The organism is Shewanella sp. SW24 (genome assembly GCF_025653395.1).
In the GTDB taxonomy this organism is placed as follows: domain Bacteria; phylum Pseudomonadota; class Gammaproteobacteria; order Enterobacterales; family Shewanellaceae; genus Shewanella; species Shewanella oncorhynchi.
Window position 1 is genome coordinate 99,043 of the sequence record NZ_JAKKSH010000003.1, and the last position, 24,947, is coordinate 123,989.

Consider the following 24,947-nt stretch of genomic DNA (forward strand, 5'->3'; position numbering starts at 1 on the left):
TAGTTGGGTCTTTTTTAGGCTTTTTTTAAAAAACACGCAATCTCCCTAACTTACTTGCGTGTTTTCACTATGATCTGCTTCTAATTTTTAGCTATAATGAGCCCCGCTTCAAACTTCGATTTTTGACCCTAGTGATGACTAAGGGCTGAAAGTCTTTGAAATATAAAAATTCCAACACCCTCTGGGAGATAAGTGGATGAGCAATGCGCCAGTCGATACCGGACGTCGCAGATTCCTGACAGCCGCAACCGCCGTAGTAGGTGGTGCTGGTGCCGTCGCTGTAGCGGTTCCTTTCATCAAGTCATGGAATCCGAGTGCCAAAGCGAAAGCTGCAGGTGCACCGGTCGAAGTAAATATCAGTAAAGTAGAGCCAGGTCAGCTGATCCGTGTTGAGTGGCGTGGAAAACCTGTATGGGTTGTCCGTCGCACAGATGCTGTGATCAATGAACTGCCAACACATGATGATAAGTTAAGAGATCCTGCTTCTGCTGAGATGCAGCAGCCTGATTATGCAACAAATCCTTTGCGCTCAATCAAGCCAGAGTATTTTATTGCTGTCGGTATTTGTACCCACCTCGGATGTTCACCTACTTATTTGCCAGATTCATTTGGTGAGCAAGTTGAAGGTGTCACTTCTGGTTTCTTCTGTCCATGTCATGGCTCTAAGTTCGATATGGCTGGTCGCGTTTTCCAAGGCGTACCTGCTCCATTGAACCTAGTTATCCCTCCACATCAATACGTTGATGATGGCACCGTGATTATCGGTGTAGATAAAGGAGTGGCGTAATGGTTAAGAATTTAATTAATTGGATTGATGCGCGTATCCCAATGACGGCGACTTATAACCGTCACGTGGGCCAGTACGCTACGCCAACTAACTTTAACTTTTGGTATTTTTTCGGTTCGCTAGCGATGTTGGTATTGGTTAACCAATTACTGACAGGTATCTGGTTGACGATGAACTATGTACCAACAGCAGAAGGCGCATTTGCCTCTGTTGAATACATAATGCGTGATGTTGAATACGGTTGGTTGCTGCGTTATATGCACTCAACGGGTGCATCAGCCTTCTTCGTCGTGATCTATCTGCACATGTTCCGTGGTTTAATTTACGGTTCATATCAGAAACCTAGAGAACTACTGTGGCTGTTCGGTATGTTAATTTTCCTCGTGTTGATGGCCGAAGCCTTTATGGGTTATTTGCTGCCATGGGGTCAAATGTCATATTGGGGTGCGCAGGTAATTATCTCTCTGTTCGGTGCGATTCCAGTTATTGGTGACGACTTAACCCTGTGGATCCGTGGTGACTACGTGATCTCTGGCGCAACGCTGAACCGTTTCTTTGCGCTGCACGTTATTGCTCTGCCGCTAGTATTAGTCGTACTCGTGTTTTTACACTTAATTGCGCTGCATGAAGTGGGTTCTAACAACCCTGACGGTATCGAAATTAAGAAGAACAAAGACGAAAATGGCTGGCCAGTTGACGGTATTCCATTCCACCCATATTACACTGTAAAAGACATCATGGGCGTCGCGGGCTTCCTGATAGTGTTCTGCTATGTGTTGTTCTTTATTCCTGAAGGCGGTGGTTACTTCCTTGAAAAGCCAAACTTTGAAGCGGCTAACTCGATGAAGACACCTGAACACATTGCACCCGTTTGGTACTTCACTCCTTTTTACGCCATTTTACGTGCTGTGCCTGATAAATTGGGTGGCGTGATAATGATGGGTCTGTCGATTGCAGTACTGTTCGTATTGCCTTGGTTAGATCGCTGTAAAGTGAAGTCAGTTCGCTACCGTAGTACGCTACATAAGCTGAACATTGCTCAATTTGCTATATCTTTCATAGTATTGGGTTATTTAGGGGTAGTGCCTGCCACGCCGACGCTGACGATAGTTGCACAGGTGTTTACTTTCACTTACTTTGGTTTCTTTGTAGCGCTGTGGGTATACAGCAAGAATGAAAAAACTAAACCTGTTCCAGCGAGGTTGACACACTAATGAAAAAATTATTGATTGCATTAGTTACCTTGTTGCCGACGTTGGCTATGGCCGCGAGCGGACATAAAATTCATTTAGAAGATGCCAATGTTGATCTGCATGATAAAGCTTCTTTAGAGCGTGGTGTGGACCTGTTCCAACATTACTGTTCTGGTTGCCATAGCACTCAGTATCAACGTTATGAACGTGTAGCGACCGATATCGGTATCTCTGCGGATGATATGCGTAATAAGTATATGTTCACCGATGCTAAAATTGGTGAGTTGATGCAAAACGCTATTCCACCTAAAGATGCTGCTAAATGGTTTGGTGCTACACCGCCAGACTTAACTTTAGTTGCTCGTGTGCGTGGTGAAGATTGGGTTTATTCCTATCTGAAAGGCTTCTATAAAGATCCAAGTCGCCCATTTGGTGTGAATAACACAGTATTCCCATCTGTTGGTATGCCACATGTACTCGAAGAGTTACAAGGCACACCAGTTAAACAAGAAGATGGCACTATTGTGGTGACTGGCGGTAAATTGAATGCGGAAGAATACGACCAAGCAGTACGTGATATCACTGGCTTCTTAGTTTATTCGGCTGAACCTGTTAAGCTAGAGCGTCAAGCTATGGGCTGGTGGGTACTCGGATTCCTATTTATATTCTTTATTGTGGCCTACCTCTTGAAGAAAGAGTATTGGAAAGATGTACACTAGGCACCAATAACGGGTAAAATGTAATATCCGCATAGTGTAAACGGGGGGCTTTGCCCCTCGTTTACTTTTGTTTTATTTCGATTCTGGAGGGTATCAATGGCTGTTGCTGCCAACAAACGCTCTATCATGACACTGTTTTCAGGTGCTGATGATCTGTATAGCCATCAAGTACGTATCGTGTTAGCTGAGAAAGGGGTTACTGTTGATGTTTTACAGGTCGACCCTAACGAAATGCCTGAGGATTTGCTCGAAGTAAATCCATATAACTCAGTGCCAACTTTGGTAGACCGTGAACTCGTTTTATACGAATCACGTATTATCATGGAATATTTGGATGAGCGTTTTCCTCATCCGCCTTTGATGCCAGTTTATCCAGTGTCTCGCGGCCAAAGCCGTTTGATGATGCACCGCATCGATACTGACTGGTATTCGCTCGTTGACCGTATCCGTAAAGGTGATCGTGTTGAAGCGGCTCGTAAAGAGTTGACTGAAAGCCTGATCGCAATTGCGCCTATCTTCGGTGAAGTGCCTTACTTCATGAGCGAAGAATTTGGTCTAGCGGATTGCTACCTTGGCCCATTGTTGTGGCGCTTACCTGTATTAGGTATTGAGCTAGATAGCCGTGTAGCTAAAGATATCAAAGCGTATATGACACGTATTTTTGAGCGTGAATCGTTTAAAGCTTCTTTAACTGAAGCCGAACGCGAAATGCGCATGGGTATGTAATGAAACCTTTGACTCCAAATCGTCCTTATTTACTAAGGGCTTACTATGATTGGTTGATGGACAACCAATTGACTCCTCACGTTGTGGTTGATGCCTTTGTTGAAGGCACTCAAGTACCACAGCAATACGTGAAGGATGGCCAGATAGTGTTGAATATCGCTGCTGGCGCAGTGGGCAATTTGCAAATTAGCAATGAGTGTGTGGAGTTCAATGCGCGTTTTGGTGGTGTTCCTCAGCAGGTGATGTTGCCAATGGCGTCGATTGTCGCTATTTATGCCCGTGAAAACGGTGCTGGCACTGTCTTCGATATCGAAGATGCTTACCTGATGGACGATGAAGTCGATTCATCTTTATCTGTTGTTGAAACAACAGATAAAGCGTTTGAACCGACAGATGAGCCTCCTAAGCGTCGCAGTCATTTAACTGTGGTTAAATAACTGTGGTGAAATGCCCAAGTCGTTTAAAAACTAAGCCAGTCTAATGACTGGCTTTTTTGTCGCTGTATTTTATCGCCGTAATTGGTTAAACCTTAAGTACAAGGTGTGATAGCATTTGCGCCCGCATTCATCCGTTAGATATGCGTTACCTTTACCCATTTAGACCAATGGATCTTGTATGTTGCTAATGATCGATAATTACGACTCTTTCACCTTTAACTTAGTGCAGTATTTTCAGCAGCTAGGGCAAGAGATAGTAGTTAAACGTAATGATGAAATTAGCCTAGCCGACATAGAGGCACTTGCGCCTACTCATCTGGTGATTTCGCCCGGCCCTTGCACTCCCAATGAGGCGGGAATTTCCCTTGCGGCGATTGAGCATTTTGCTGCGCGCATGCCAATCTTAGGTGTCTGTTTGGGACATCAGGCGATGGCACAGGTTTTTGGTGCCAATGTAGTGCGTGCCGAACGGGTAATGCATGGCAAGGTCAGTGCAATTACGCACACTGGACAGCGGTTATTTAAGGGATTAAATCAGCCTTTAACCGTGACACGTTATCACTCGTTACTGGTTGATGCTGTGCCTGAAGGTTTTGTACTCGATGCTTGGTTTGACGATGCAATTCACGGCCGAGAAATCATGGCCATGAGCCATCAAGACTTACCGCTTTATGGGGTGCAATTTCATCCCGAATCAATTCTTACTGAGCAAGGTCTCGAACTGTTAGCCAATTTTTTAGCGCAACCGGCTGTGTCCGTATAATTTCCTCGCCTTAAAAACTCTCCACACTATCAATTTCTGTTACAAGATTTATCCTTCTTTTAAGCAAGTTTAGCGATTAACTATGCTATAACTGCCGCAAAACTACGCGAATAGGCGAAACCAGCAGATAAGTAGACTGGGTCATTTAGCCATTGCGATAACAATAAAAGGAAGGATAAATGAGAAGCGTAATGCGAAATTTGGGTTTTAGTGCGTTAGCGGTTGCCGTATTGGCAGGGTGCGCAGCGACATCGACTGAAACTGCAACTCCCGTAATAGCTCCGCCAGCATTCCAAGTTCCCTTAGCCCAACCGCCACAAGTTTCACAGGCGCTTACGCTTAATCAAATTATGGCAAATCCTGATTGGATGGGGATCTTTGCCAAAGAGGCTTACTGGAGCGACGATAGCCAAAGCGTGCTGTTTGCCCGCCAAGCGAGTGCTTCACCTCTGCGTAGCTATTATCAGCAAGGCATCAATGACAGCCGCGCCGTCGAGCTAGCTCTCGATAAGTTACATGCGGCAGATCAGCAGTTTGGCGTGTTTGATCGCACTAAGTCCCACAAGGCTTACCTATATCAAGGCAACATTTTTGTTAAGCAATTAAGCACGGGTAAAATCAGCCAACTGACTCGCCAGCGTAGCGCCATCGATGGTGTGCGTTATCTCAATAATGGCGATATCGCCTATTGGCAGGGCGACAATGTTTTCCAAATTCATCAAGATTCAGGCTTAGTCGAGCAACTTGCTGAAATTAAAATGGCGAAAGCACCAGAAGCGGTAAAAGAGCCGACGTCTTATATTGCGAAACAACAGCACAGATTGATTCAGTATGTAGCGCTGCAGCAAGAAAATGCTAAAGCTAAAGCGCAGTACCAAGATGAATTACAAAAAAACGATCCAACGCTCGCCGCCAGCACTTGGTATTTAGGCGATAGCGAAGTGGTGTCAGAGCTGAGTTTATCACCCGATGGCCGCTATATTTTAGTCGCGCTTACAGATAAAAATTACACAGGTAGCAGCGAACACGACATCATGCCTAATTACTTAGGTAGCGAAGGTTATATCGACCCAGTGCCAGTGCGCGCGCGCGTGGCTGAAGATACGCCACCAGGGCAACGTTTTGTGGTGCTTGATTTAAACCAACATAAAAAAGTCGATATCACAATCGAGGGCCTTACTGGTTTTGATGAAGATGTGCTAGCCAAAGTGAAAGCTGAAAATGCTAAAGCAAAAGGCGAAACTTATCAAAGCACTAAATCGCCACGTAAAATTCAGTTGATGCAGGATTGGGGCTGGACTCAGAGTGCGATTCAATGGCATGAGTCGGAAAATAAATTAGCCCTGATGCTAGAAGCAACTGATAACAAAGATCGCTGGATCGCCAGTGTCGATCTTGCTAAGGGTAAATTCATTACCGAACATCGTTTGCATGATGATGCATGGGTGAATTACGACTACAACCAATTCGGTTGGTTACCGGATACGGATACCTTGTATTACTTGTCAGAAGAGTCCGGTTATTCGCAGCTTTATATTAAAGCTCAAGGCGAAAAGCCGCGTGCGTTAACCCAAGGCAAGTTTGTGGTGAGTGATATTACGCTGTCACCGGATGCCAATTACATCTATTACAAAGCGAACCAGAGTCACCCCGGCATTTATAACGTTCACCGCGTGAATCTTGCCACAGGTAAAAATGAGCAACTAACCCAGTGGGATGGCAACTTAGATTACAGCTTAAGCCCCGATGGCACTCAGCTATTACTCAATGCTTCACGCCGTACTCAGCCAAATGAGCTTTATGTTCAACCCATTGGCGGCGAGTTAAAGCAGCTGACGTCTTATACCAGTGATGCCTTCAAAAATTACCCATGGCAAGCGCCAGAAGTGGTAGCAGTACCTTCAAATCATGGTGCTGGCAATGCGTACGCTCGAGTTTATCTGCCGCAAGGCTATGATAAGTCCCGCGCTGAGAAATATCCTGCGGTGATTTTCAATCACGGCGCAGGTTATCTGCAGAATGCCGATTATGGTTTTAGCGGTTATTTTCGCGAGTTTATGTTCCACAACCTGCTGACTCAACAAGGTTATGTTGTGATGGACATGGATTACCGTGGCTCTAAAGGTTACGGCCGAGATTGGCGCACCGCTATTTATCGCAATATGGGTCATCCAGAAGTGGAAGACTTAAAGGATGGCGTAACGTGGATGGCGACTCATACCCATGTCGATACTAAGCGTGTCGGTACTTATGGTGGCTCTTACGGTGGATTCTTAACCTTTATGTCTTTGTTTACCGCGCCGGACTTGTTCCAAGCTGGAGCTGCATTGCGTCCTGTGGCGGACTGGGCACATTATAATGCGCCATATACCTCTAATATCTTAAATACGCCTGAAGTTGATCCTATCGCCTATGAGCGCAGCTCTCCGATTGAGCATGCCCAAGGATTAACTAAACCACTACTTATAATGAGTGGAGTAATGGACGACAACGTTTTCTTCCAAGACAGTGTACGTATGGTACAGCGCCTCATTGAATTGGAAAAACCAACCTTTGAAATGGCGATTTATCCTGTTGAGCCCCATGGTTTCCGTCAACCTTCTAGCTGGTTAGATGAATACCGCCGCATCTATAAGTTATTTGAACAAGAACTTAAATAAATCAGTTCGATTTCTGTTAAAGGTCTCCTAGTCGAGGCCTTTTTATTGGGTAACTGACTAGGAAATATCCGATATAACTCTTTGTTTGCGTTCTGCGACTTTGCATTATTGCTAAGATTAAGTGTATGTGCTGAAATTGTAATGATTTTGAGAGTTTGATTGTGTTGACGTCACTCGGGCATTAGCGATATAGGAAAGATTTATAGTGGCGATTTCGGTTGCGGGCGGTGTAAGACCCGGCAAAATTATAGAGATAGAACATAGACTCTATCAACAATTGATCCTCGGAAAGCAAAAAGCGAGCCCGACTCTTTTGGATGAACTCGACCTTGAATTAGAGGCCGATGCAAATAAGTTAGATGTTGAACGCGAAGCCATTTTGGTGCGTTTGATGAAACAAATTAAAGCTAAAGAAGTGTTTGAAGCCGTATCGAGCCAGTTGCATGAAACTGTCATTAACGCCATCGAGCATCAACTCGCGTCCCCTGAATCTGTTCTGGCTAAGTCAGATATCAATGAGTCGCAAATCCTCTTGCTGGAATTATTGCTGGCAAAAAATCTCGATGCAACGCGATTAAGGCCACTGATCAGTAACTTAAGTTGGTTGTGCCGCGACTTAACCAACATGGTCAACAGCCCATCTTTTCGCGCTCGCCGGTCTCAGAGCTCAGATGTGCGGGTCACTGATATCAAATTAGTGATGAATTACATCGGTATCGAAAACCTTCGCACCATTATCCCTTACTTTTGTTTGCGAAATTGGCTTCCTAGTGGCAATGCTAAGTTGTTATGGACTACCCGTAAATTATGGCGCTACAGCATAGTCAGTGGCATAGCGGCCAATGCTTTAGCTCAGCTTCATAATACTGACTCAGCCTTGGTTTATAGTAGTGCCTTACTTAATCAGTTAGGTACATCCGTTGTATTGAGTTTAAGTGCCCGTTTATTCGACCAAACATGGGGATCTTGGATAAGAGAAGCCAGTAGCAGCCGTGATAAGGAAGTGTATGATGCGGTGATTGCCACTGAGTTTCCTGCTAAGGCCGTATTTGAACAAGTGCTAAGCCATGGTCTTAAACTTAATTGGCAATTATTAGAGTTACTTAAGTTTGAAGCGAGTCCCTTAACTCGGTTGTTAAAGGAGTTAGACCAAACCTTAAGCTATCGAGAATTGTCGCCTCAGTCGGCATTAGTCGCGCGGGCAAACTGTTATGCTAAGGTGGTATTGCTCGAAGAAATGCGTCAAATCGATCCCCAAGAAAAGCGCTTAATGTTTGATTATTATGAGTTAAATGAGCAAGAAGTACTGCGCTTAAAAGCACAAAACTATAGGAAGTTAGATCTGCTGTAATCCTCGGTCTGCTACGTAGCGCCATGATTGCGGCGTTTAAGTAGAGGAAGGGATATGCCAAGCTGGCAAGCATCTGTACTAAATACCATTTTATCCTATGTCGCTAGGCCATCCATCAGTCGTGGACAGGCCAAAATGCCCTTAGCGCAAGTGCGTGAAAAGTTGCTTGAGCTTGATAGACGTTGGCTCCCTTGGCCGGATAAGTTAGTCAGCGCTACCATCCCCTTACAACACTCAAACTTGTTACATTATGTGCTTCTCAACGAACCTTCTCGCCTTGGAAGTCTGTTTTATATCCGTGGCGGAGGCTTCTGTTTTAAAACGCCCCATGCCCATGCAAGATTGGTCGCAGATATCTGCCAGCGCTGTCAATTAGATGCTTATATTCCTGATTATCGTCTCTCTCCTGAGCATCCTTTCCCCGCACCATTTGATGATGTGCTTGAAGCCTATAGGCGGTTAATTGAGCTGAAAGGCACGAAGAATTTGATCCTCATGGGTGACTCGGCGGGCGGCAATTTAGCACTGAGTTTGTTGCTGGAATTAAAACGTTTAGCCCTGCCTTTACCGACCGCCTGTATCTTGCTATCGCCCGCGTTAGACTTGGCGCTTACGGGGGATACTGAGTTGATACTCGCAGCCGACGATCCCTTCTTCACCATAGAGGCATTGCTGCGCTTACGTGGCGCTTATCTTGCTGGGGCCGATCCTATGTCGGCAAAAGTTTCCCCCTTACAAGGGAACTTGGTAGATCTGCCGCCCATCTTAGTGATTGCGGGTACGCGGGAGTTATTATTACAGGATTCTGAACGTTTAGTCGCCCAAATAAAAGCCTGTGGTGGTGAAATAACGGGCTGCTTTTACCCTAACATGCCCCATGTGTTTCCTCTGTTCAATTTATTACCCGAAGCCCTTGAAGTGAGGTCGAAAATTGGCCATTTTGTGCTTTCACACTTGATTCGTTAAAATGGTGTAGTTATTCACATTCAGTGAATAGCTAGCAAAATGAGGGGTAAATAACTTTTTTTCTGACTAATTATGCTGCAAGCCACGGGCTTAAACGCTTGTATAGTTCTTAAACTGCAATCTTTATGCACTTTGGGTGGAAGTGCGTGGATTGATGTTTGTGAAAAACTGGTATTTTGATCACATTTTCGCTAATAATGGTTATTAATAGACACAAGCAATCCCAGTATCACTAACTCTAGATAAAGATACCTATGGGACTCTGACGGTGCAAGGCGCCGTTACACAAACACAAAGGACGAAGAAGAATGAGCGTTGATATGAAGTTGGACCGTGCCCAGTTTGACGCAGTGATGGTGCCTAATTATGCGCCTGCTGCCGTAATCCCTGTTCGTGGCGAAGGAAGCCGAGTTTGGGACCAAGAGGGCAACGAGTTTATCGATTTTGCTGGCGGTATTGCGGTAAATTGCTTAGGTCACTGTCATCCAGCCCTTGTGAATGCTCTTAAGACACAAGGTGAAAAATTATGGCATTTGTCAAACGTAATGACGAATGAGCCTGCCTTGGCATTAGCGACTAAATTAGTTAATAGCACGTTTGCCGACAAAGTGTATTTTGCCAACTCTGGCGCCGAAGCCAACGAAGCCGCATTAAAACTTGCCCGTCGTTATGCCTTAGAAAAACATGGCGTTGAGAAAGATGAAATCATAGCGTTCGATAAAGCTTTCCACGGCCGTACATTCTTCACTGTCAGTGTCGGTGGACAAGCTGCCTATTCCGATGGCTTTGGTCCTAAGCCGCAGAGCATTACTCACCTGCCATTTAACGATGTTGCCGCCTTAGAAGCCGCAGTAACGGATAAGACTTGCGCCATCATGCTTGAGCCGCTGCAAGGCGAGGGCGGTATTATCGATGCCGATCCTGCATTCCTAAAAGCCGTGCGTGAATTAGCGAACAAGCACAATGCACTAGTGATTTTTGATGAAGTCCAAACAGGTGTGGGTCGTACTGGTGAACTGTACGCTTACATGGGTACTGAAATCGTGCCTGACATCTTAACCACAGCTAAAGCGCTCGGTGGTGGTTTCCCTATCGCAGCTATGCTGACAACGGCTGAGATTGCCGAGCATTTAAAAGTGGGCACTCACGGTTCTACCTATGGTGGTAACCCATTAGCCTGCGCTATCGGTAATGCAGTGTTAGATGTAGTGAACACACCTGAAGTGTTAGATGGCGTAAAACATCGCGAGCAGTTATTGCGTGATGGTTTGAACAAAATCAATGAAAAATATCATGTTTTTTCAGAAGTACGCGGTAAAGGTTTACTCTTAGGGGCCGTTCTTAATGAACAATACCAAGGTCGTTCACGCGACTTTTTGGTGGCCTCTGTCGCTGAAGGCTTAATGAGCCTGATGGCGGGTGCTAACGTGGTGCGTTTTGCTCCTTCTCTGGTGATCCCTGAGGCAGATATTGCTGAAGGTCTAGCTCGTTTTGAACGTGCTGTGGCGACCATAGCTGCCGCCTAAATGACCAAAGGAGTGCTGAATTTATTCGCACTCCTTTTTTGTCAGGGAATACTTACCTGCATCACTACCTGTCTTTTTGAAGAGAGGTGCCTTGATGCACGGTAAGCCAAAGTGAGGAGACACTAAGATGTTAATCATACGTCCTATTCAGGCTGGTGATTTTGAGGCCTTATATCAAATTGCCGAAGAGTCTGGTCATGGTTTTACGTCATTACCTGTGAATGCGGATCTGCTCAGACATAAAATTGCTCGAGCAGAAGCCTCATTCGTCAAAGCCGTAGAGACTCCCTTCGATGAAGGTTATCTAATGGTGCTGGAAGATACCGATACCCGTGAAGTGGTGGGAACGTGCGCCATCGAAGCGGCGGTGGGAATGGAAGATGCGTTCTACCATTATCGACTCGGTACCGAAGTCTATCATTCTGAGCAAATTGACGTGCGTAACGAGGTCGAAACACTCACCCTTTGCCATGACTACACTGGCGCTGCTGAGATGTGTACGCTGTTTTTGCGTGAAGCATATCGCAAGGGCAACAATGGCCGCATGTTATCCCGCAGTCGATTTCTGTTTTTAGCTCAACATGCGAAGCGTTTTGGCGAAACTGTGATTGCCGAAATGCGCGGTGTAAGCGACGCCGAGGGGCATTCACCTTTTTATGGTTGGTTGCAAAAACACTTTTTGGGCATAGATTTTATTCAGGCGGATTATCTTTCTGGCTTAGGTAAAAAGGCATTTATGGCCGAAATGATGCCACGAAATCCTGTCTACGTTTGTCTGTTGCCGGAAGAAGCGCAGAAAGTGATTGGCGAAGTGCATACCAATACCCGTCCGGCATTAAGTCTGCTGCAGGCCGAAGGTTTTAGATGCCGCGGTTACGTGGATATTTTTGATGGTGGTCCAACGGTAGAGTGTCGTTTATCGGACATTCGCGGCGTGCGTGAAAGTCGTTTATTGACCGTCGATATTGGTGACATGGTCGAAGCCGACACTCAATTTATTATCTCAAATACCCAATTAGCCAATTACCGAGCGACGTCTGCTGCACTGGCCGTGGACGACAAATCCGAACACATCATTATCAGCCCTGAGCTGGCAGCGGGTTTGTTACTCGCAAAAGGCGATCAAATCCGTATTTTGGCAATGTAGGAATAACAAATGACACATTATATTCAAGGTCAGTGGCATGCTGGCAAAGGTCATGACGTGACCTCAATTAACCCTGCCAATGCACAATCTATTTGGACAGGTAAAACGGCCACTGCAGAACAAGTTAATGCCGCCGTTGATGCCGCGCGCGCCGCACAGTTTGATTGGTTTATGTTAGGTTTCGATGCGCGTTTAGCCATAGTTGAAGCGTATCGCAGCCAACTCGAAGCCAATAAAGCGGAACTGGCAGAAACGATTGCCCAAGAAACCGGTAAACCTCAGTGGGAAACTGCGACCGAAGTCGGCGCCATGATAGGCAAAATTGCTTTATCGGCCGCGGCTTACAATAAACGTACGGGCACAGAAGCCAATGATACGCCAGCAGGACGTGCGGTTATCCGCCATAAGCCCCACGGTGTTGTGGCGGTGTTCGGTCCTTACAACTTCCCTGGTCATTTGCCGAACGGCCACATAGTCCCTGCGCTGCTGGCTGGGAATACTGTGATTTTTAAACCTTCTGAATTGACGCCTAAAGTCGCTGAGCTGATGGTTAGCCTATGGGATAAAGCGGGTCTGCCTACTGGCGTGCTTAACTTAGTTCAAGGTGAGGTGGATACGGGTAAGGCACTGGCTTCTCACCCACAGCTCGATGGTCTGTTCTTTACCGGTAGCTCACGCACGGGTCATTTTTTACATCAACAATATGCGGGTCATCCGGGCAAGATTTTAGCACTTGAGATGGGGGGTAATAACCCACTGATCATCAAAGGTGTGCAGGATATTAAGGCTGCCGTGCACGATATTTTGCAGTCGGCTTATATCTCATCGGGTCAACGTTGCACTTGTGCGCGCCGTTTATATGTCGAGCAAGGCGAGCAGGGCGATGCGCTGATTGCCATGTTAGTCGATGCGGTTAAACAGATTAAAGTCGGTCCTTGGAATGCGCAGCCACAACCTTTTATGGGCTCAATGATTTCTGAAACAGCCGCTAAGGGTATGGTTGCGGCGCAGGCGAATTTGCTGAACTTAGGCGGTGTGTCTTTGGTCGAGTTGACCCATCTAGAAGCGGGTACAGGCTTAGTGTCTCCTGGCCTTATCGATGTGACAGCGATCGATGCATTGCCGGATGAAGAATACTTTGGACCTCTACTGCAGCTAGTGCGTTACAGTGATTTCGATCAAGCGATCAAATTGGCTAACCAAACGCGTTACGGCTTGTCTGCGGGATTACTTGCCGATAGCCGTGAAGATTATGACTATTTCCTCGCGCGTATTCGTGCTGGCATTGTTAACTGGAACAAACAAATCACTGGCGCATCTGGCGCGGCACCTTTTGGTGGTGTTGGGGCTTCGGGTAACCACAGAGCGAGTGCTTTCTATGCAGCCGATTACTGTGCTTATCCGGTCGCTTCGGTCGAGGCTGATGCCGTGAGTTTACCCGCGACATTAAGCCCAGGTTTGAGCTTGTAAGCGGGTAGAGATTTGACTTTTATGCGGTAAATAATTATGTGGGAAAGAGGAGGAAGGACTAATGTTCTTCCTTTTTAATAACAAGCAGTAACGTTACTTGAGTTTCTACTGTGGGTATGTGTGACGCTACAACAGTGGCATTTAGGTCGTTACATTTAGTGTTTGCGGCAAAATAACAGCAATAACCGCAGCACAATAAAAGGAGTTTTTATGCATACCGACATCAACGCGTTATTTGCCGCCCTGTGGCAAGACTATATTCAAATGACCCCTTCTGCGGCAAAAGTGCACGCGTTGTTGGGTCATGGTAAGCCGATCATCAACGACCATATTGCCCTGCGTACTTTCAATATCGCTAAGGTGAATTTGGACGTACTCGCTAAGCATTTCACTTCGTTAGGTTATGTACCTTGCGGTGATTATAAGTTTGAACAGAAAAAACTGATCGCTAAGCATTTTGAACATCCAGATTCGACTCAGCCTAAAGTGTTTATCTCTGAGCTGTTGGTTGAAGAATTTAGCCCTGCGTTGCAAAAAACTATTCAAGGCTTAATCGCCCAAGTGGATGCTGCAGCGACAACGGCGGACAGCTTTATTTACTCAGGCCGTCATTGGTCTTTAGATGCTAAAACCTATCAGGACTTATTAACTGAGAGTGAATATGCAGCTTGGGTAGCAGCTTTTGGTTATCGCGCTAACCATTTCACTGTGTCTATCAATCACCTCGATGGTTTTGAGACTTTAGAGTCAGTGAATGAAGCTCTGAAGCAAGCGGGCTTTGTGCTCAATAGTTCAGGTGGCGAGATCAAAGGTTCGCCAGAAGTCTTGTTAGAACAGTCTTCGACTATGGCTGATAAGATTGGTGTTGAATTTACTGACGCGACAGTGGAAATCCCAAGCTGTTTCTATGAGTTTGCGCTACGTTATCCTATGGCTAATGGCGAGCTCTACACAGGCTTTGTGGCGGCGTCTGCCGACAAGATTTTTGAAAGCACCAATGTGAATAAAGCCTAACGTCCTCAAATTGCTTTGAGCATAAAAAACGCCATCAATTCGATGGCGTTTTTATGGATATTTCAAACAAGGCATTTAATACGATTGGCATACTCTGGGGCTAGCTAAAGGTCAGCTCGATCCTCAATCCACCTAAGCGAGTGCTGTGATTAAACTGCAGCTCAATCTCGTATTGCTCGGCAATTTCTTTCACTATTGATAATCCTAAACCGTGACCCATCACAGACTCATCAAGCCTTGTTCCTCTTTGTGTGAGCTTATCTAGCTCATCATCAGCAACCCCTGGACCATCATCATCAATACAAAGGCAGAGACGCTCTTGTTGACGCGATAGCTGAATGCTGACTCGGCTCTGGGCCCATTTAAAAGCGTTGTCTAGCAGGTTGCCTAAGAGCTCCATACCATCTTCCCTGTGAATAGGCAGTCTAAGAATATTGGGATCGAGTTCGAAATCACATTCAATGGATTTGTTGCGGTGAACCTTATTTAGTGTGTTGACTAGGCTGTGTAAATCCCTAGGGATAACCAATTGCGCTGCGGGGAGCATGTCGCCAGTGATCCTCGCCGCAGCCAGTTTACGCTCGACCATCTTGTGAATCGAATCAAGTTGCTGCTGCAGGGCAATGGCAGTTTCAGGATCTTTGAGGCCAAGAGCTTCAACCTGTTGCTGCATCACGGCAAGTGGCGTTTTGAGCCCATGGCTCAAATTACCTAAGTTATTGCGGCTACGTTCAATTTGCTTGGCTGTGTACTCAAGTAGTTCATTATAGGTTTTTGCTAATGGTTGTACTTCAGGGGGAATATTATTGAGCTCCAGTGCGTTAATTTCCCCTTGTCTTAGCCGAGAAAGCGCGTGCTGTATGTGCTTAACTGGCTTAAAGGATTGACGTAGGATCAAGAATATCCCCGCGATCATAGCAACTAACATCGCCAGATTGACACCAAGCTTAGTGCCATAAACCTCACTAAACACGCGTCTACCGATACTCAAATCTTGCGCAACGGTTAAGGTGGCGCTGACATTGGCACTGCTGGAATTTAATCCCAGTGATAATAACTGCATATCGTTATTTTTTGGCCCTTTAGCTTGCCAGACGCGGGTTTGATTCGGTGCTAGTGGCTCGATATCTAACTGCATATCCCACAGGGAGCGTGAGCGAATCACTTCATTTGGCAGGTTAAGCTGAAAATAACGGCCTGAATAGGCGGGCTTGTAGAAACTGGAAAGCTGGCTTTGATCTATGCTGATCTCCCCATCATGGATATGGGTTGCCAGCATGATATGTTCGAGATCTTCTTCTAAGCGATTGATAATAGAGTCGTGGAAGGCCTGACGTAGCATGGACTCAAACAGTATCAGTCCAATTACAGTACCTAACACGAGTAAGCCAGTTAACCATAAACTGAGCTTAGTGCGGATCGAGATCATTCAATAATGCCGTGGAAGATGTAACCTTGGCCGCGACGGGTTTCGATCGTGGTTTTACCCAGTTTCTTGCGTAGATGGGTGACATAAACCTCGACCACATTGCTCTCTTTTTCATCGTCAAACTGATAGAGCTTATCGGTTAGCTGCGTCTTAGATAGCAGCTTCTTAGGTGACATGAGGAAGATTTTTAACAGCCTGAATTCCATTGCTGTGAGTTCATATAGTTGCTCGGCCACTTTTACCGTTTGTTCTGCTTCATCTAAAACCACGCCACCATAACTCAATTGTTTACTTGAGGTGTTTAGACGACCATGTGCACGGTGGATTAAAGCTTGGATTCGGGCCAATAATTCCTGTGCGTGGAAAGGTTTACCTAAGTAATCGTCGGCGCCAGCATTAAAACCTTCTACTTTTTCATGCCATTGGCTGCGGGCAGTCAGCATGATAACTGGAGTGCTGATCCCTTGATTTCGCCAGCCTTCGAGCAGTTCGAGGCCGTTGCCATCGGGCAAACCTATGTCTAAGATTACGCAATCGTATTGGGTTTCTTTGATCAGATAATCGGCTTCAAGCGCTTTGTCTGTAATATCGGTTACATAGCCAGCGAGTTTGAGTTGTTTCTCCAGCTCGGTGACTAGCATTGGGTTATCTTCAACGAGTAACAGTTTCATGTTTTCGACATTCGCTCGGTAGTGCTATTGATTGATCGGCTTGACCATTTGTTGCATCAATACTGAGATTAACGATTTGGCCACGCTGAACTTTGATTTGCAAATCATAGCGCCATTTATGATCTTCTTGATAGAGATGAGCATCAATTAGTTCACCTTGGCAAAATTGGTTCACTACGGCGAGTGTACCGTTTAAGGACAATATTTGCCCAGAGTTAACTAACGCCTTGGCTTGATAATGTTCTAATTCAATAGGTTCGGCATGCAAGATTATTGGATGCACCAGCGTGAATAGGCTGAAAAAACAGATTAAAAACAGCCGTTTCATTTGAGCTCCCCAATAAAAAATGGCCTAGAATTTATTCTAGGCCACTTTAATAAGGCAGGCTTAAATCAAGCTGAAGACTAACTTAACGGGTACCGTATACCACGATTGTCTTACCATGAGCTTGGATCAAATTCTGTTCTTCTAACATCTTCAAGATACGACCCACAGTTTCCCGTGAACAGCCAACGATTTGGCCTATCTCTTGACGAGTGATCTTAATCTGCATGCCATCAGGGTGTGTCATAGCATCAGGTTGTTTAGCCAGATGTAATAGAGTTTGAGCAATACGGCCTGCAACGTCTAAGAATGCAAGGTTACCCACTTTCTGGCTGGTACTTTGTAGGCGATAGGCCATTTGTGCAGACAGCTTCATCAGAATTTCAGGGTTAACTTGAATTAACTGTCTGAATTTCTTATATGAAATCTCAGCGATTTCACAAGCTTGCTTAGCACGAACCCAAGCGGTACGTTCGGCTTGTTCTTCAAACAAACCTAGTTCACCGATAAAGTCACCTTGATTCAGATAAGAAAGGATCATCTCCTTACCTTCTTCATCTTTAATCAATACCGCTACAGAACCTTTTACTATGTAATAAAGGGTATCTGAGTCTTCACCAGCATGGATAAGAGTGCTCTTTGCAGGGTACTTATGAATGTGACAGTGTGATAAAAACCATTCCAAAGTTGGATCAGGTTTTGGCTTACCAATCAGAGCCATGTTGGTGTTCCTCGATTGATTAAAACGAAAGTAAGAGTATTCTAAATAAGCATTTTACGTCAATTAAACTCACAAAAACTTGATGGAAGTCTTAGTTTAGAATAAGTGAATAAATGCAATTAACCATCTAAAATTAGAGCTTATTTTGCTACTTTAGTGATTTAAGTCAACTAAATCGGTATGAAACTCGCTGGATTCACTTAACTCTGTCGAGTTAATCACATCTTACCAGTCTATTTCAGCAGTTTTATTATAGATTATGAATAAAATATGCCACTAAATTATACAATAACATGTTTCACTTTTTAAATTTGACATTCCATTTGGCTTAGCTTCCCCCATTATCCTGAGGTTTGTGCGTATTTAGGCTCGACTTATGGGGTTAATTCTGGCTAACTTTGAGGGCAGTTGTTTTTAAGAGAGGTAAGCAAGTGAAATACAGATTATGGGTTTTAGGTGCAGGTTTAAGCTTAACAATAGGGCTGAGCTCTGCGGCGCACGCATTTTCTATCCCGCAGCCAGCAGCTGAACTTGCGGCCAGTAAGTTTGTGCATATTCAAGTGACGGCAGAGCAAGGTGATGCCGATGCCCAATTTTTGCTGGGATTAATGTATCTCTCCGGACGTTTTGTGTCGCAAGAAGTGCCGACTGGATTGCACTGGATTTCACTTTCCGCCGAACAACAACATGAAAAAGCGCAGCAAACCTTAGCGGATCTGTCATTTGAAGGCCAATTGATCAAGCGTGACTTGTCAGTCGCTGAGCATTGGTATAAAGCGTTGAGTGAGCAGGGCAGTCGTTGGGCTCAATTCCGTTTAGGCTTTATTTATGCGTCTGGCGGTGACGGTGTGCAGCGCAACTGCGGTAAAGCGGTCGAGCAATTTTCCCAAGTGGGTGATGATGTTGCTTTGGGGAATGTGGCGTGGATTTTAGCTACTTGCCCCGAAGCAGAATATCGTGATGGCAATAAAGCGGTCGAGTTGTCCTTAAAATTACTCAAAGTGAATGAAAACGATCCTACAAATCTTGATAATTTAGCCGCGGCTTATGCGGAGTTAGGTGATTTTGGTGCTGCTATTTCGACGCAGCAGAAAGCGATCGAAGCGTTGAAAATGAATGCTGAAATGACTAAGACTGATGAGTTTATGCTGCGGTTACAAACCTACGAGCAAAAGCGTGCCTATCGCGAAACCTTACGTTTACTCGAATAGGTATTTCTTCATCATCGCTCTCTAGTTAACTGCTATTTTTATTCTAGTATTGATTAATGGATTGATTCATAAGTTTAAAAATAAAGCCTGAGTGGATACTCGGGCTTTTTGTTTTTGATTTAAAGCTCACCGAGCGCCCACGAATCTAGGATGTGATATTCGACACCCGTGCTTGTGCTTTTTGAATGATATAAATGCAAATTATCGGGCGTTAACGTCAGCGTATTAATACCTTTGAGTTGCAATAAAGCCGACTTATCTAGTGTCCATTGTTTTGCTTTTCTAAATAAACTGATGTGCGGGCAAAAGTTGTGCTCATTCCGATGCAATTGCAGTCGGTCAGCAATTTCTTGCGTCTGTTTAGCGAATTGCGCTAACGGCGGCTCAATATCATCGCCTTTCAAGCAACATACTTGCGCATTGGGCCATACATCGAGCTGGTTAAGCCGAACGCTAAATCTTGGCTTCACTAAGCGGTCAACCGCATCAAGGAGGGCGATTTTTTGCTCGTTGTTAGCTTGACCCATAAAGCAGAGCGTTAAATGCAGATTGCTGACACTCACCGCTTTCGCCTCAGGATTAAGGTGGCATATCAATAGCTGCTGCAATTCACTTAGATATACCCTTTGACTATCTGTGGGAGCGAAGCCGAGGAATAGCCTTTGTTGCATCGGTTTATCATCCTTTTGGAGGGCTTAATATGGATTATCTCAGCGAACACTTTGACGTTAAGCGCATTTGAGCGTTAATCTAGCTGTTGAATTTATCAGCTAATTTGTGACTCAAGCAGACGTTTAATTCACTGTGAGCCTATACTTAATGCACGTCGATAATACCTTAAATGGATTTTTAGGTAAGGAAGAGACTTTTCATGTCAGTAGGTTTAGCTAATCCACTCCAACAGGCTTTGGTCAGTATTTTTAGTGAATCCCCGCTAGAAACCTTAGAGCAGAATGTTGACAGAGCGCTTGAGACTATTACTTTGCAACTGCATTGTGACGGGGTATTTGTATTAACCGGAAGCCAGTCACTGGATCGTTTACGCACGCGTAATCTGTATTTAAAACCTCAATTTGCCCAAGGCCAACAAACCCGAGTCTGGCCCTTGGCACGAATGCCATTTTTTCGCTCTCTTGTCCGTACTCCGCGTCTATTAAATCTGGCTGATGTGAATACCTTACCTGCCGATGCTCAGGCTGAGCGGGCTTTATTAAGGGATTGGGACGTCAAGAGTCTATTAGTATTGCCGCCAGTCGTGTTTGGCGAAACCCGTATTGCCTTGGGGGCTGTCAATTGCTCAGAATGTTGTGAATGGAGCGAAGAGTTTATAAGTGAGTTTAATCACGCTGCTGTGATGATTGGCTCTGCGATGGAATTGACGCGTATTGCTTTGAGCATGCTTGCCTGTGAACATAAATACTGTGAAGTATTCAACCAGTTGCCCTTAGCTTGCGCCTTGTTAGATAAGCATGATCAATTGACTATGCTGAATAAAGTCGCTCTGCAAACCCTGCCAATTCAACATGGCTATGATTTATTCGACATGGTGCGTGAGGAAGAACACGCCATGCTAACCGATACCTTACATGTGGTACGAGAAGGCGTGCTCGGCCAAGCTTGGTGTGAATTACCTTTAAAATCAATTCATCAATTAACTTGGTTGAAACTGAGTTTTAGCCAGATTAGCGGCGATAAAGATACTTTAGTCATGATTGCCGAAGATGTCAGTGAAAAGTACCGCTTAGCCGATGAGTTATCCTTCCATGCCAATTATGATGCACTTACGGGTTTACCTAATCGGCTACATTTCGAAGCCCTATTAGAAAACCTACTACATGCCCACGACGATATGCCTATTTGCGTGGCATTTCTCGATTTAGACCAATTCCAAGTCATTAACAATATCAGTGGCCATCAGGCGGGCGATAAGCTGCTTTGCCAAGTCGCATTACGTTTGAAACAGCTCGTACGTAAAGGCGATATTGTTGCCCGTTTAGGGGGCGATGAGTTTGGTATCCTGATGCATTACTGCAATGTGGACTCTGCGAAACAGATTGCTAAGCGGATTTGTACCCAGTTAGCAAATCATGAGTTTATTTGGGAAAGTCGTAGTCACAATGTCAGTGTTAGTATGGGAATTGCTAGGCTAGATAAAAAATCTGCCGATATTTATACCGTCATGAGTCAAGCTGACGCTGCGTGTCGATTAGCGAAGGATCAAGGCCGAAATGGCTGGCATTTATACAGTGCGAGCGATCCTAAAATGAACCGTCTCTACACCGAGATGATGGCCTCTGTTGATATCGTCAGCGCACTCGCGTTAAATCAATTTGAGCTTTATTTTCAAAGCATAGTGCCGTTAAACCGCGAGGAAACTGGCTTACATTTAGAGATCCTACTGCGTATGGTGCAGACTAACGGCACTATAGTGTCTCCTGCTATCTTCTTACCCGCCGCCGAGAGATACAACTTGGCTTCTAAGGTTGATCTTTGGGTGATCGATAATTTGCTCAAGTGGGGTGGTAGTCATTTAGATATTTGGCAGCAATTGGATCTTGTGTCTGTGAATCTGTCGGCAACTTCTTTGGGCGATCATGAGTTTATGAATTGGCTAGAAATGCGTTTGATGGCCGAACCTGAGCTGGTGGATAAGCTTTGCATCGAGATCACTGAAACCGCGGCTGTGAGTCAGCTTGATCAAGCGACAAAGTTACTCGAGATACTTCGTCCACTCAATTGTAAATTAGCCCTCGATGATTTTGGTGCAGGCTTTTCTAGCTTTGCTTACCTTAAGCGCCTCAATGTGGATTTTGTAAAGGTTGATGGCCAATTTGTCGTCAATATTTGCGAAGACTCTGCGGATCAGGCGATCGTAAAATCCATCTGCCAACTTGGTCAAGATATGGGGTTTGATGTGGTTGCTGAATTTGTCGAATCCCAAGAAATAGGGTGGAGATTGCAAGCCTTAGGCGTCGACTATGCTCAAGGTTACGCCATCAATAAACCGATACGCTTAGCTGAACTACAGTCAGGGCTCAGTCAACCTTGGCTCGAAAAGCGTGAGATTTTTGCTCCCTATCCACAGCTGTAATCTTGGGCATGGCAGCCTTGAGCTGTTACTTATGTCAGCACTGACTTGATAATGTTTGCTGCGAAATGGTACTCAAAGCCGATTGTTAGTACACTGACGCCCTGTCTTGGCCGCTGATGTCTTTTTCTTGAACTCTCTACCTATTCATAGCTTATTAGCACCGCTGCGCGCGGCTTTTTCTCGTCACGCTCAAGTGATCCTCGAGGCACCGACAGGTGCGGGTAAATCAACGGCGTTACCTTTGGCTATGTTGGATTGGCCAGAAATCAGCGGACGCATTTTAATGCTCGAACCGCGGCGTGTCGCGGCGCGTAGTGTGGCGCACTATATTGCCAGCTGTCGCCAGCAAAAGGTGGGGCAAGAAGTTGGCTATCGCGTCCGCGGTGAAGCTAAAATCAGCACTAATACCCGTTTAGAAATTGTCACCGAAGGCATACTGACGCGAATGATCCAACAAGATCCCGAGTTAACTGGGATTGGAATGATCATCTTCGATGAAATTCATGAACGTCACCTCACCACAGATTTAGGTCTTGCCCTAGCGCTCGAAGTGCAAGCTTCACTGCGGGACGATTTAAAGATATTAGCTATGTCAGCGACTCTATCAGGTCTTGCTTTAGTTGAACTCATGCCAGAAGCGGTGACCTTGCACAGCGAAGGCCGGAGTTTTCCTGTCGACATCGAATATCGCCCTGTGCCAACTCAGCAGCATTGGATCGATCACCTCGGCCGCTGCGTGCTCGAACTGGTCTCGGCCAGCAGTGTCAGTGTTGATAAAACGGCTGCCAATAATGCCGTGCTCGTGTTTTTACCCGGTAAAGGGGAGATCTTACGATTACAGCAGTTTTTGCGCGAGCGCTTAGCGGACGATGCCTTTTTGATTTGCCCTCTTTATGGTGAACTTTCGGGTGCCGAGCAAGATAGCGCGATCGCTGCAACTATAGATGGCCGGCGTAAAATTGTGCTAGCCACTAACGTGGCGGAATCGAGCTTAACCATTGAAGGTATAGGGTTTGTTATCGACAGTGGCTATAAACGACAAGCGAGTTTTAACCCTAAAACCGGCGTCACCCGCTTAGGCTTGAAACGTATAAGCCAAGCCTCCGCAACTCAGCGTAGTGGTCGCGCTGGGCGTTTATCAGCGGGTGTGTGTGTTCGCCTGTGGAGCCAAGAAGAACATGGCCGCATGCTCAGGGCCGATGAACCCGAGATCAGCCAAGCGGATCTGGTGGCTATGGCCCACGATTGTGCTTACTGGGGCGCAAAATCCTTTAGCGACTTGATGTTGTTAACGCCGCCACCAAGTGTGCATGAGGCGTTGGCGTGGAAACTGTTACAAGATTTAGGCATGGTCGATGCTCAAAATAAACTCACTCCCCACGGTAAAGCGGCCTACGAGCTAGGGTGTCACCCAAGGCTTGCTCATATGTTATTGGGCGCAAAAAGTTTGGGCGCAAACAATGGGGGAGTCAATAATGCTAACGAACAAGCAACGCAATTGGGCAGTTTGGCCTGCTTGTTGTCGGGGGTTTTAGAGGCGCGTGGTTTGCCTAAAAAGGGCGCCGATATCATGAATTACCTGCACTTTGCCTGTCATGGACAAGCTGGGCAACAGGCAAAACAGTGGCAGAAAAAGCTAGGATTAGCAGCGGATTTGTCTAAGATAGCGACCCATGCACACCACAGCGATGTGGGGTTATTATTAGCACTTGCTTATCCGGATCGTATCGCTAAAGCCCGCGGTGTTGAGGGCTACCAATTAGCCAATGGTACTGGCGTCGTGCTCGCAGCCGATGATGCATTGGCGCAAACGCCGTGGATGGTGGTGGCGGATTTTCAAGAAACTGAAGGCAGAAACGCTGGGCGGATTTACTTAGCGAGTCAGCTTCAGCCAAGCTTGTTCGACGGCGAGCTAAAAGGTTTGCTGGACATTCATGAGATCTGTGGCTGGGATGAAGCTAAAGGTCGAGTGATTGCGCAGCGCCAATACAAGGTCGGACAAATTTTAGTAAAAGCCGAGACGATTGCTAAGCCTGAGCGCAAGCAAATTGTCGCGGCCTTACTGGGCTATATTCGCCAGCAAGGATTACAAATCCTCAATTGGAACGCTAACTTAGAACAGTTTCAACACAGGCTCAAACTGGCAACTGAGTTTGACGCGGGCAGTGACTGGCCCAAGGTTGATGATGAAGCATTATTAGCGAGCCTAGAAACTTGGCTGGCGCCTTACCTCGAAAATGTGAATAATCTGCCGCAATTAGTTAAGCTTGATTGCTTTGGTTTTGTGGCAAACTGTTTGAGCTGGCAGCAGAAACAGCGACTTGACGAGTTATTGCCAACCTCTTGGCCGTTAGTGACTGGTACCTCTGCGCCAATAGTATACGACGAGTCTGGGCGTGCGCTGCTGCGTGTACGTCTGCAAGAAACCTTTGGCATGGCGCAGAGTCCTATGTTGGCGCAGGGCAAACTAAAGGTGACGATGGAATTACTCTCTCCGGCGCAGCGTCCATTAGCCTTGACGGCAGATTTAGCCAGCTTTTGGCAGGGACCTTATGTGGAAGTTAAGAAGGAAATGCGCGGTCGATATCCAAAACATCTGTGGCCAGACGACCCTGTGAATACACTGCCGACAAAATTTACCAAGAAGAAAACCTTGGGTTTAGCTCAGCCCTAGCACCACGCCGCTGGTTTTATAACATTTTGTTATGAAACACTTTGATTCGCACCACGTTAGCTTTGT

21 protein-coding genes are annotated in these 24,947 nt (G+C 45.7%); 16 read left to right on the plus strand and 5 right to left on the minus strand.

All coding sequences use genetic code 11. From position 1 onward, the window contains the following. Positions 1-196: 196 nt before the first annotated feature. From petA to L5M17_RS04590, 13 genes are all read left to right on the plus strand, one after another. Positions 197-787, plus strand: coding sequence for a ubiquinol-cytochrome c reductase iron-sulfur subunit (gene petA, locus L5M17_RS04530; protein WP_006080059.1), 591 nt, complete (start codon positions 197-199; stop codon positions 785-787). Beyond that, a complete protein-coding gene (locus L5M17_RS04535; protein ID WP_105250274.1) occupies positions 787-2,001 on the plus strand; it encodes a cytochrome b in 1,215 nt (404 codons plus the stop codon). The genes petA and L5M17_RS04535 overlap by 1 nt, the downstream gene beginning before the upstream one ends. Next, entirely contained in the window at positions 2,001-2,699 is a 699-nt protein-coding gene (locus tag L5M17_RS04540) for a cytochrome c1 (RefSeq protein WP_105250273.1), read from the plus strand. Before L5M17_RS04535 ends, L5M17_RS04540 begins: the two co-directional genes overlap by 1 nt. A 96-nt stretch (positions 2,700-2,795) precedes the next feature. Next, positions 2,796-3,425 carry a stringent starvation protein SspA gene (gene sspA / locus L5M17_RS04545; protein WP_006080065.1) on the plus strand — a complete coding sequence of 210 codons (630 nt, stop codon included), beginning with the start codon at positions 2,796-2,798 and terminating at the stop codon, positions 3,423-3,425. After that, positions 3,425-3,862, plus strand: a complete 438-nt coding sequence (locus L5M17_RS04550; protein WP_105250272.1) for a ClpXP protease specificity-enhancing factor — start codon at positions 3,425-3,427, stop codon at positions 3,860-3,862. The genes sspA and L5M17_RS04550 overlap by 1 nt, the downstream gene beginning before the upstream one ends. Before the next feature lie 178 nt (positions 3,863-4,040). After that, entirely contained in the window at positions 4,041-4,625 is a 585-nt protein-coding gene (locus L5M17_RS04555) for an anthranilate synthase component II (RefSeq protein WP_263145522.1), read from the plus strand. A 179-nt stretch (positions 4,626-4,804) separates the two neighbouring features. Beyond that, a complete protein-coding gene (locus L5M17_RS04560; protein ID WP_263145525.1) occupies positions 4,805-7,285 on the plus strand; it encodes a prolyl oligopeptidase family serine peptidase in 2,481 nt (826 codons plus the stop codon). Positions 7,286-7,490: 205 nt separating this feature from the next. Beyond that, positions 7,491-8,636 (plus strand): HDOD domain-containing protein, encoded by a 1,146-nt coding sequence (locus L5M17_RS04565; protein ID WP_263139774.1) that lies wholly within the window; start codon positions 7,491-7,493, stop codon positions 8,634-8,636. 54 nt (positions 8,637-8,690) lie between these two features. Then, complete coding sequence (locus tag L5M17_RS04570) at positions 8,691-9,602, plus strand: alpha/beta hydrolase (protein ID WP_263145527.1); 912 nt, start codon at positions 8,691-8,693, stop codon at positions 9,600-9,602. A gap of 308 nt (positions 9,603-9,910) precedes the next feature. Then, positions 9,911-11,128 (plus strand): aspartate aminotransferase family protein, encoded by a 1,218-nt coding sequence (locus L5M17_RS04575; RefSeq protein ID WP_263145529.1) that lies wholly within the window; start codon positions 9,911-9,913, stop codon positions 11,126-11,128. 127 nt (positions 11,129-11,255) lie between these two features. Next, complete coding sequence (astA, locus tag L5M17_RS04580; protein ID WP_105250266.1) at positions 11,256-12,275, plus strand: arginine N-succinyltransferase; 1,020 nt, start codon at positions 11,256-11,258, stop codon at positions 12,273-12,275. Positions 12,276-12,284: 9 nt separating this feature from the next. Then, positions 12,285-13,745, plus strand: coding sequence for a succinylglutamate-semialdehyde dehydrogenase (gene astD, locus L5M17_RS04585; protein WP_263145532.1), 1,461 nt, complete (start codon positions 12,285-12,287; stop codon positions 13,743-13,745). Between the two features lie 210 nt (positions 13,746-13,955). Then, positions 13,956-14,759 (plus strand): DUF1338 domain-containing protein, encoded by an 804-nt coding sequence (locus L5M17_RS04590; RefSeq protein ID WP_263145534.1) that lies wholly within the window; start codon positions 13,956-13,958, stop codon positions 14,757-14,759. A 100-nt stretch (positions 14,760-14,859) separates the two neighbouring features. Here L5M17_RS04590 and L5M17_RS04595 read toward each other — a convergent pair whose 3' ends face one another. The 4 genes from L5M17_RS04595 to crp all read right to left on the minus strand — a co-directional run bounded on the left by L5M17_RS04595 (position 14,860) and on the right by crp (position 17,905). Beyond that, a complete protein-coding gene (locus L5M17_RS04595) occupies positions 14,860-16,188 on the minus strand; it encodes an ATP-binding protein (protein ID WP_263145536.1) in 1,329 nt (442 codons plus the stop codon). Continuing rightward, positions 16,185-16,859: a response regulator transcription factor gene (locus L5M17_RS04600; protein WP_131523983.1), complete on the minus strand. Its 675-nt coding sequence runs from the start codon at positions 16,857-16,859 to the stop codon at positions 16,185-16,187. Before L5M17_RS04600 ends, L5M17_RS04595 begins: the two co-directional genes overlap by 4 nt. Continuing rightward, positions 16,840-17,187 (minus strand): PepSY domain-containing protein, encoded by a 348-nt coding sequence (locus L5M17_RS04605; protein WP_105250261.1) that lies wholly within the window; start codon positions 17,185-17,187, stop codon positions 16,840-16,842. Before L5M17_RS04605 ends, L5M17_RS04600 begins: the two co-directional genes overlap by 20 nt. A gap of 82 nt (positions 17,188-17,269) precedes the next feature. Continuing rightward, positions 17,270-17,905, minus strand: coding sequence for a cAMP-activated global transcriptional regulator CRP (gene crp / locus L5M17_RS04610; RefSeq protein WP_006080082.1), 636 nt, complete (start codon positions 17,903-17,905; stop codon positions 17,270-17,272). Between the two features lie 431 nt (positions 17,906-18,336). Between crp and L5M17_RS04615 the strand changes: the two genes are divergently transcribed. Then, a complete protein-coding gene (locus L5M17_RS04615; protein ID WP_263145539.1) occupies positions 18,337-19,116 on the plus strand; it encodes a tetratricopeptide repeat protein in 780 nt (259 codons plus the stop codon). A gap of 119 nt (positions 19,117-19,235) precedes the next feature. On the opposite strand, the gene thpR is transcribed toward L5M17_RS04615, so the two are convergent. Further along, a complete protein-coding gene (gene thpR, locus L5M17_RS04620; RefSeq protein WP_263145542.1) occupies positions 19,236-19,787 on the minus strand; it encodes an RNA 2',3'-cyclic phosphodiesterase in 552 nt (183 codons plus the stop codon). 200 nt (positions 19,788-19,987) lie between these two features. On the opposite strand from thpR, the gene L5M17_RS04625 reads away from it, so the two are divergent. Together L5M17_RS04625 and hrpB are read left to right on the plus strand one after the other, a co-directional pair. Then, positions 19,988-22,207, plus strand: a complete 2,220-nt coding sequence (locus L5M17_RS04625; RefSeq protein WP_263145544.1) for a putative bifunctional diguanylate cyclase/phosphodiesterase — start codon at positions 19,988-19,990, stop codon at positions 22,205-22,207. Positions 22,208-22,334: 127 nt separating this feature from the next. Then, on the plus strand, positions 22,335-24,881 hold the full coding sequence (hrpB, locus tag L5M17_RS04630; RefSeq protein WP_263145547.1) for an ATP-dependent helicase HrpB: 2,547 nt from the start codon (positions 22,335-22,337) through the stop codon (positions 24,879-24,881). Positions 24,882-24,947 lie beyond the last annotated feature (66 nt).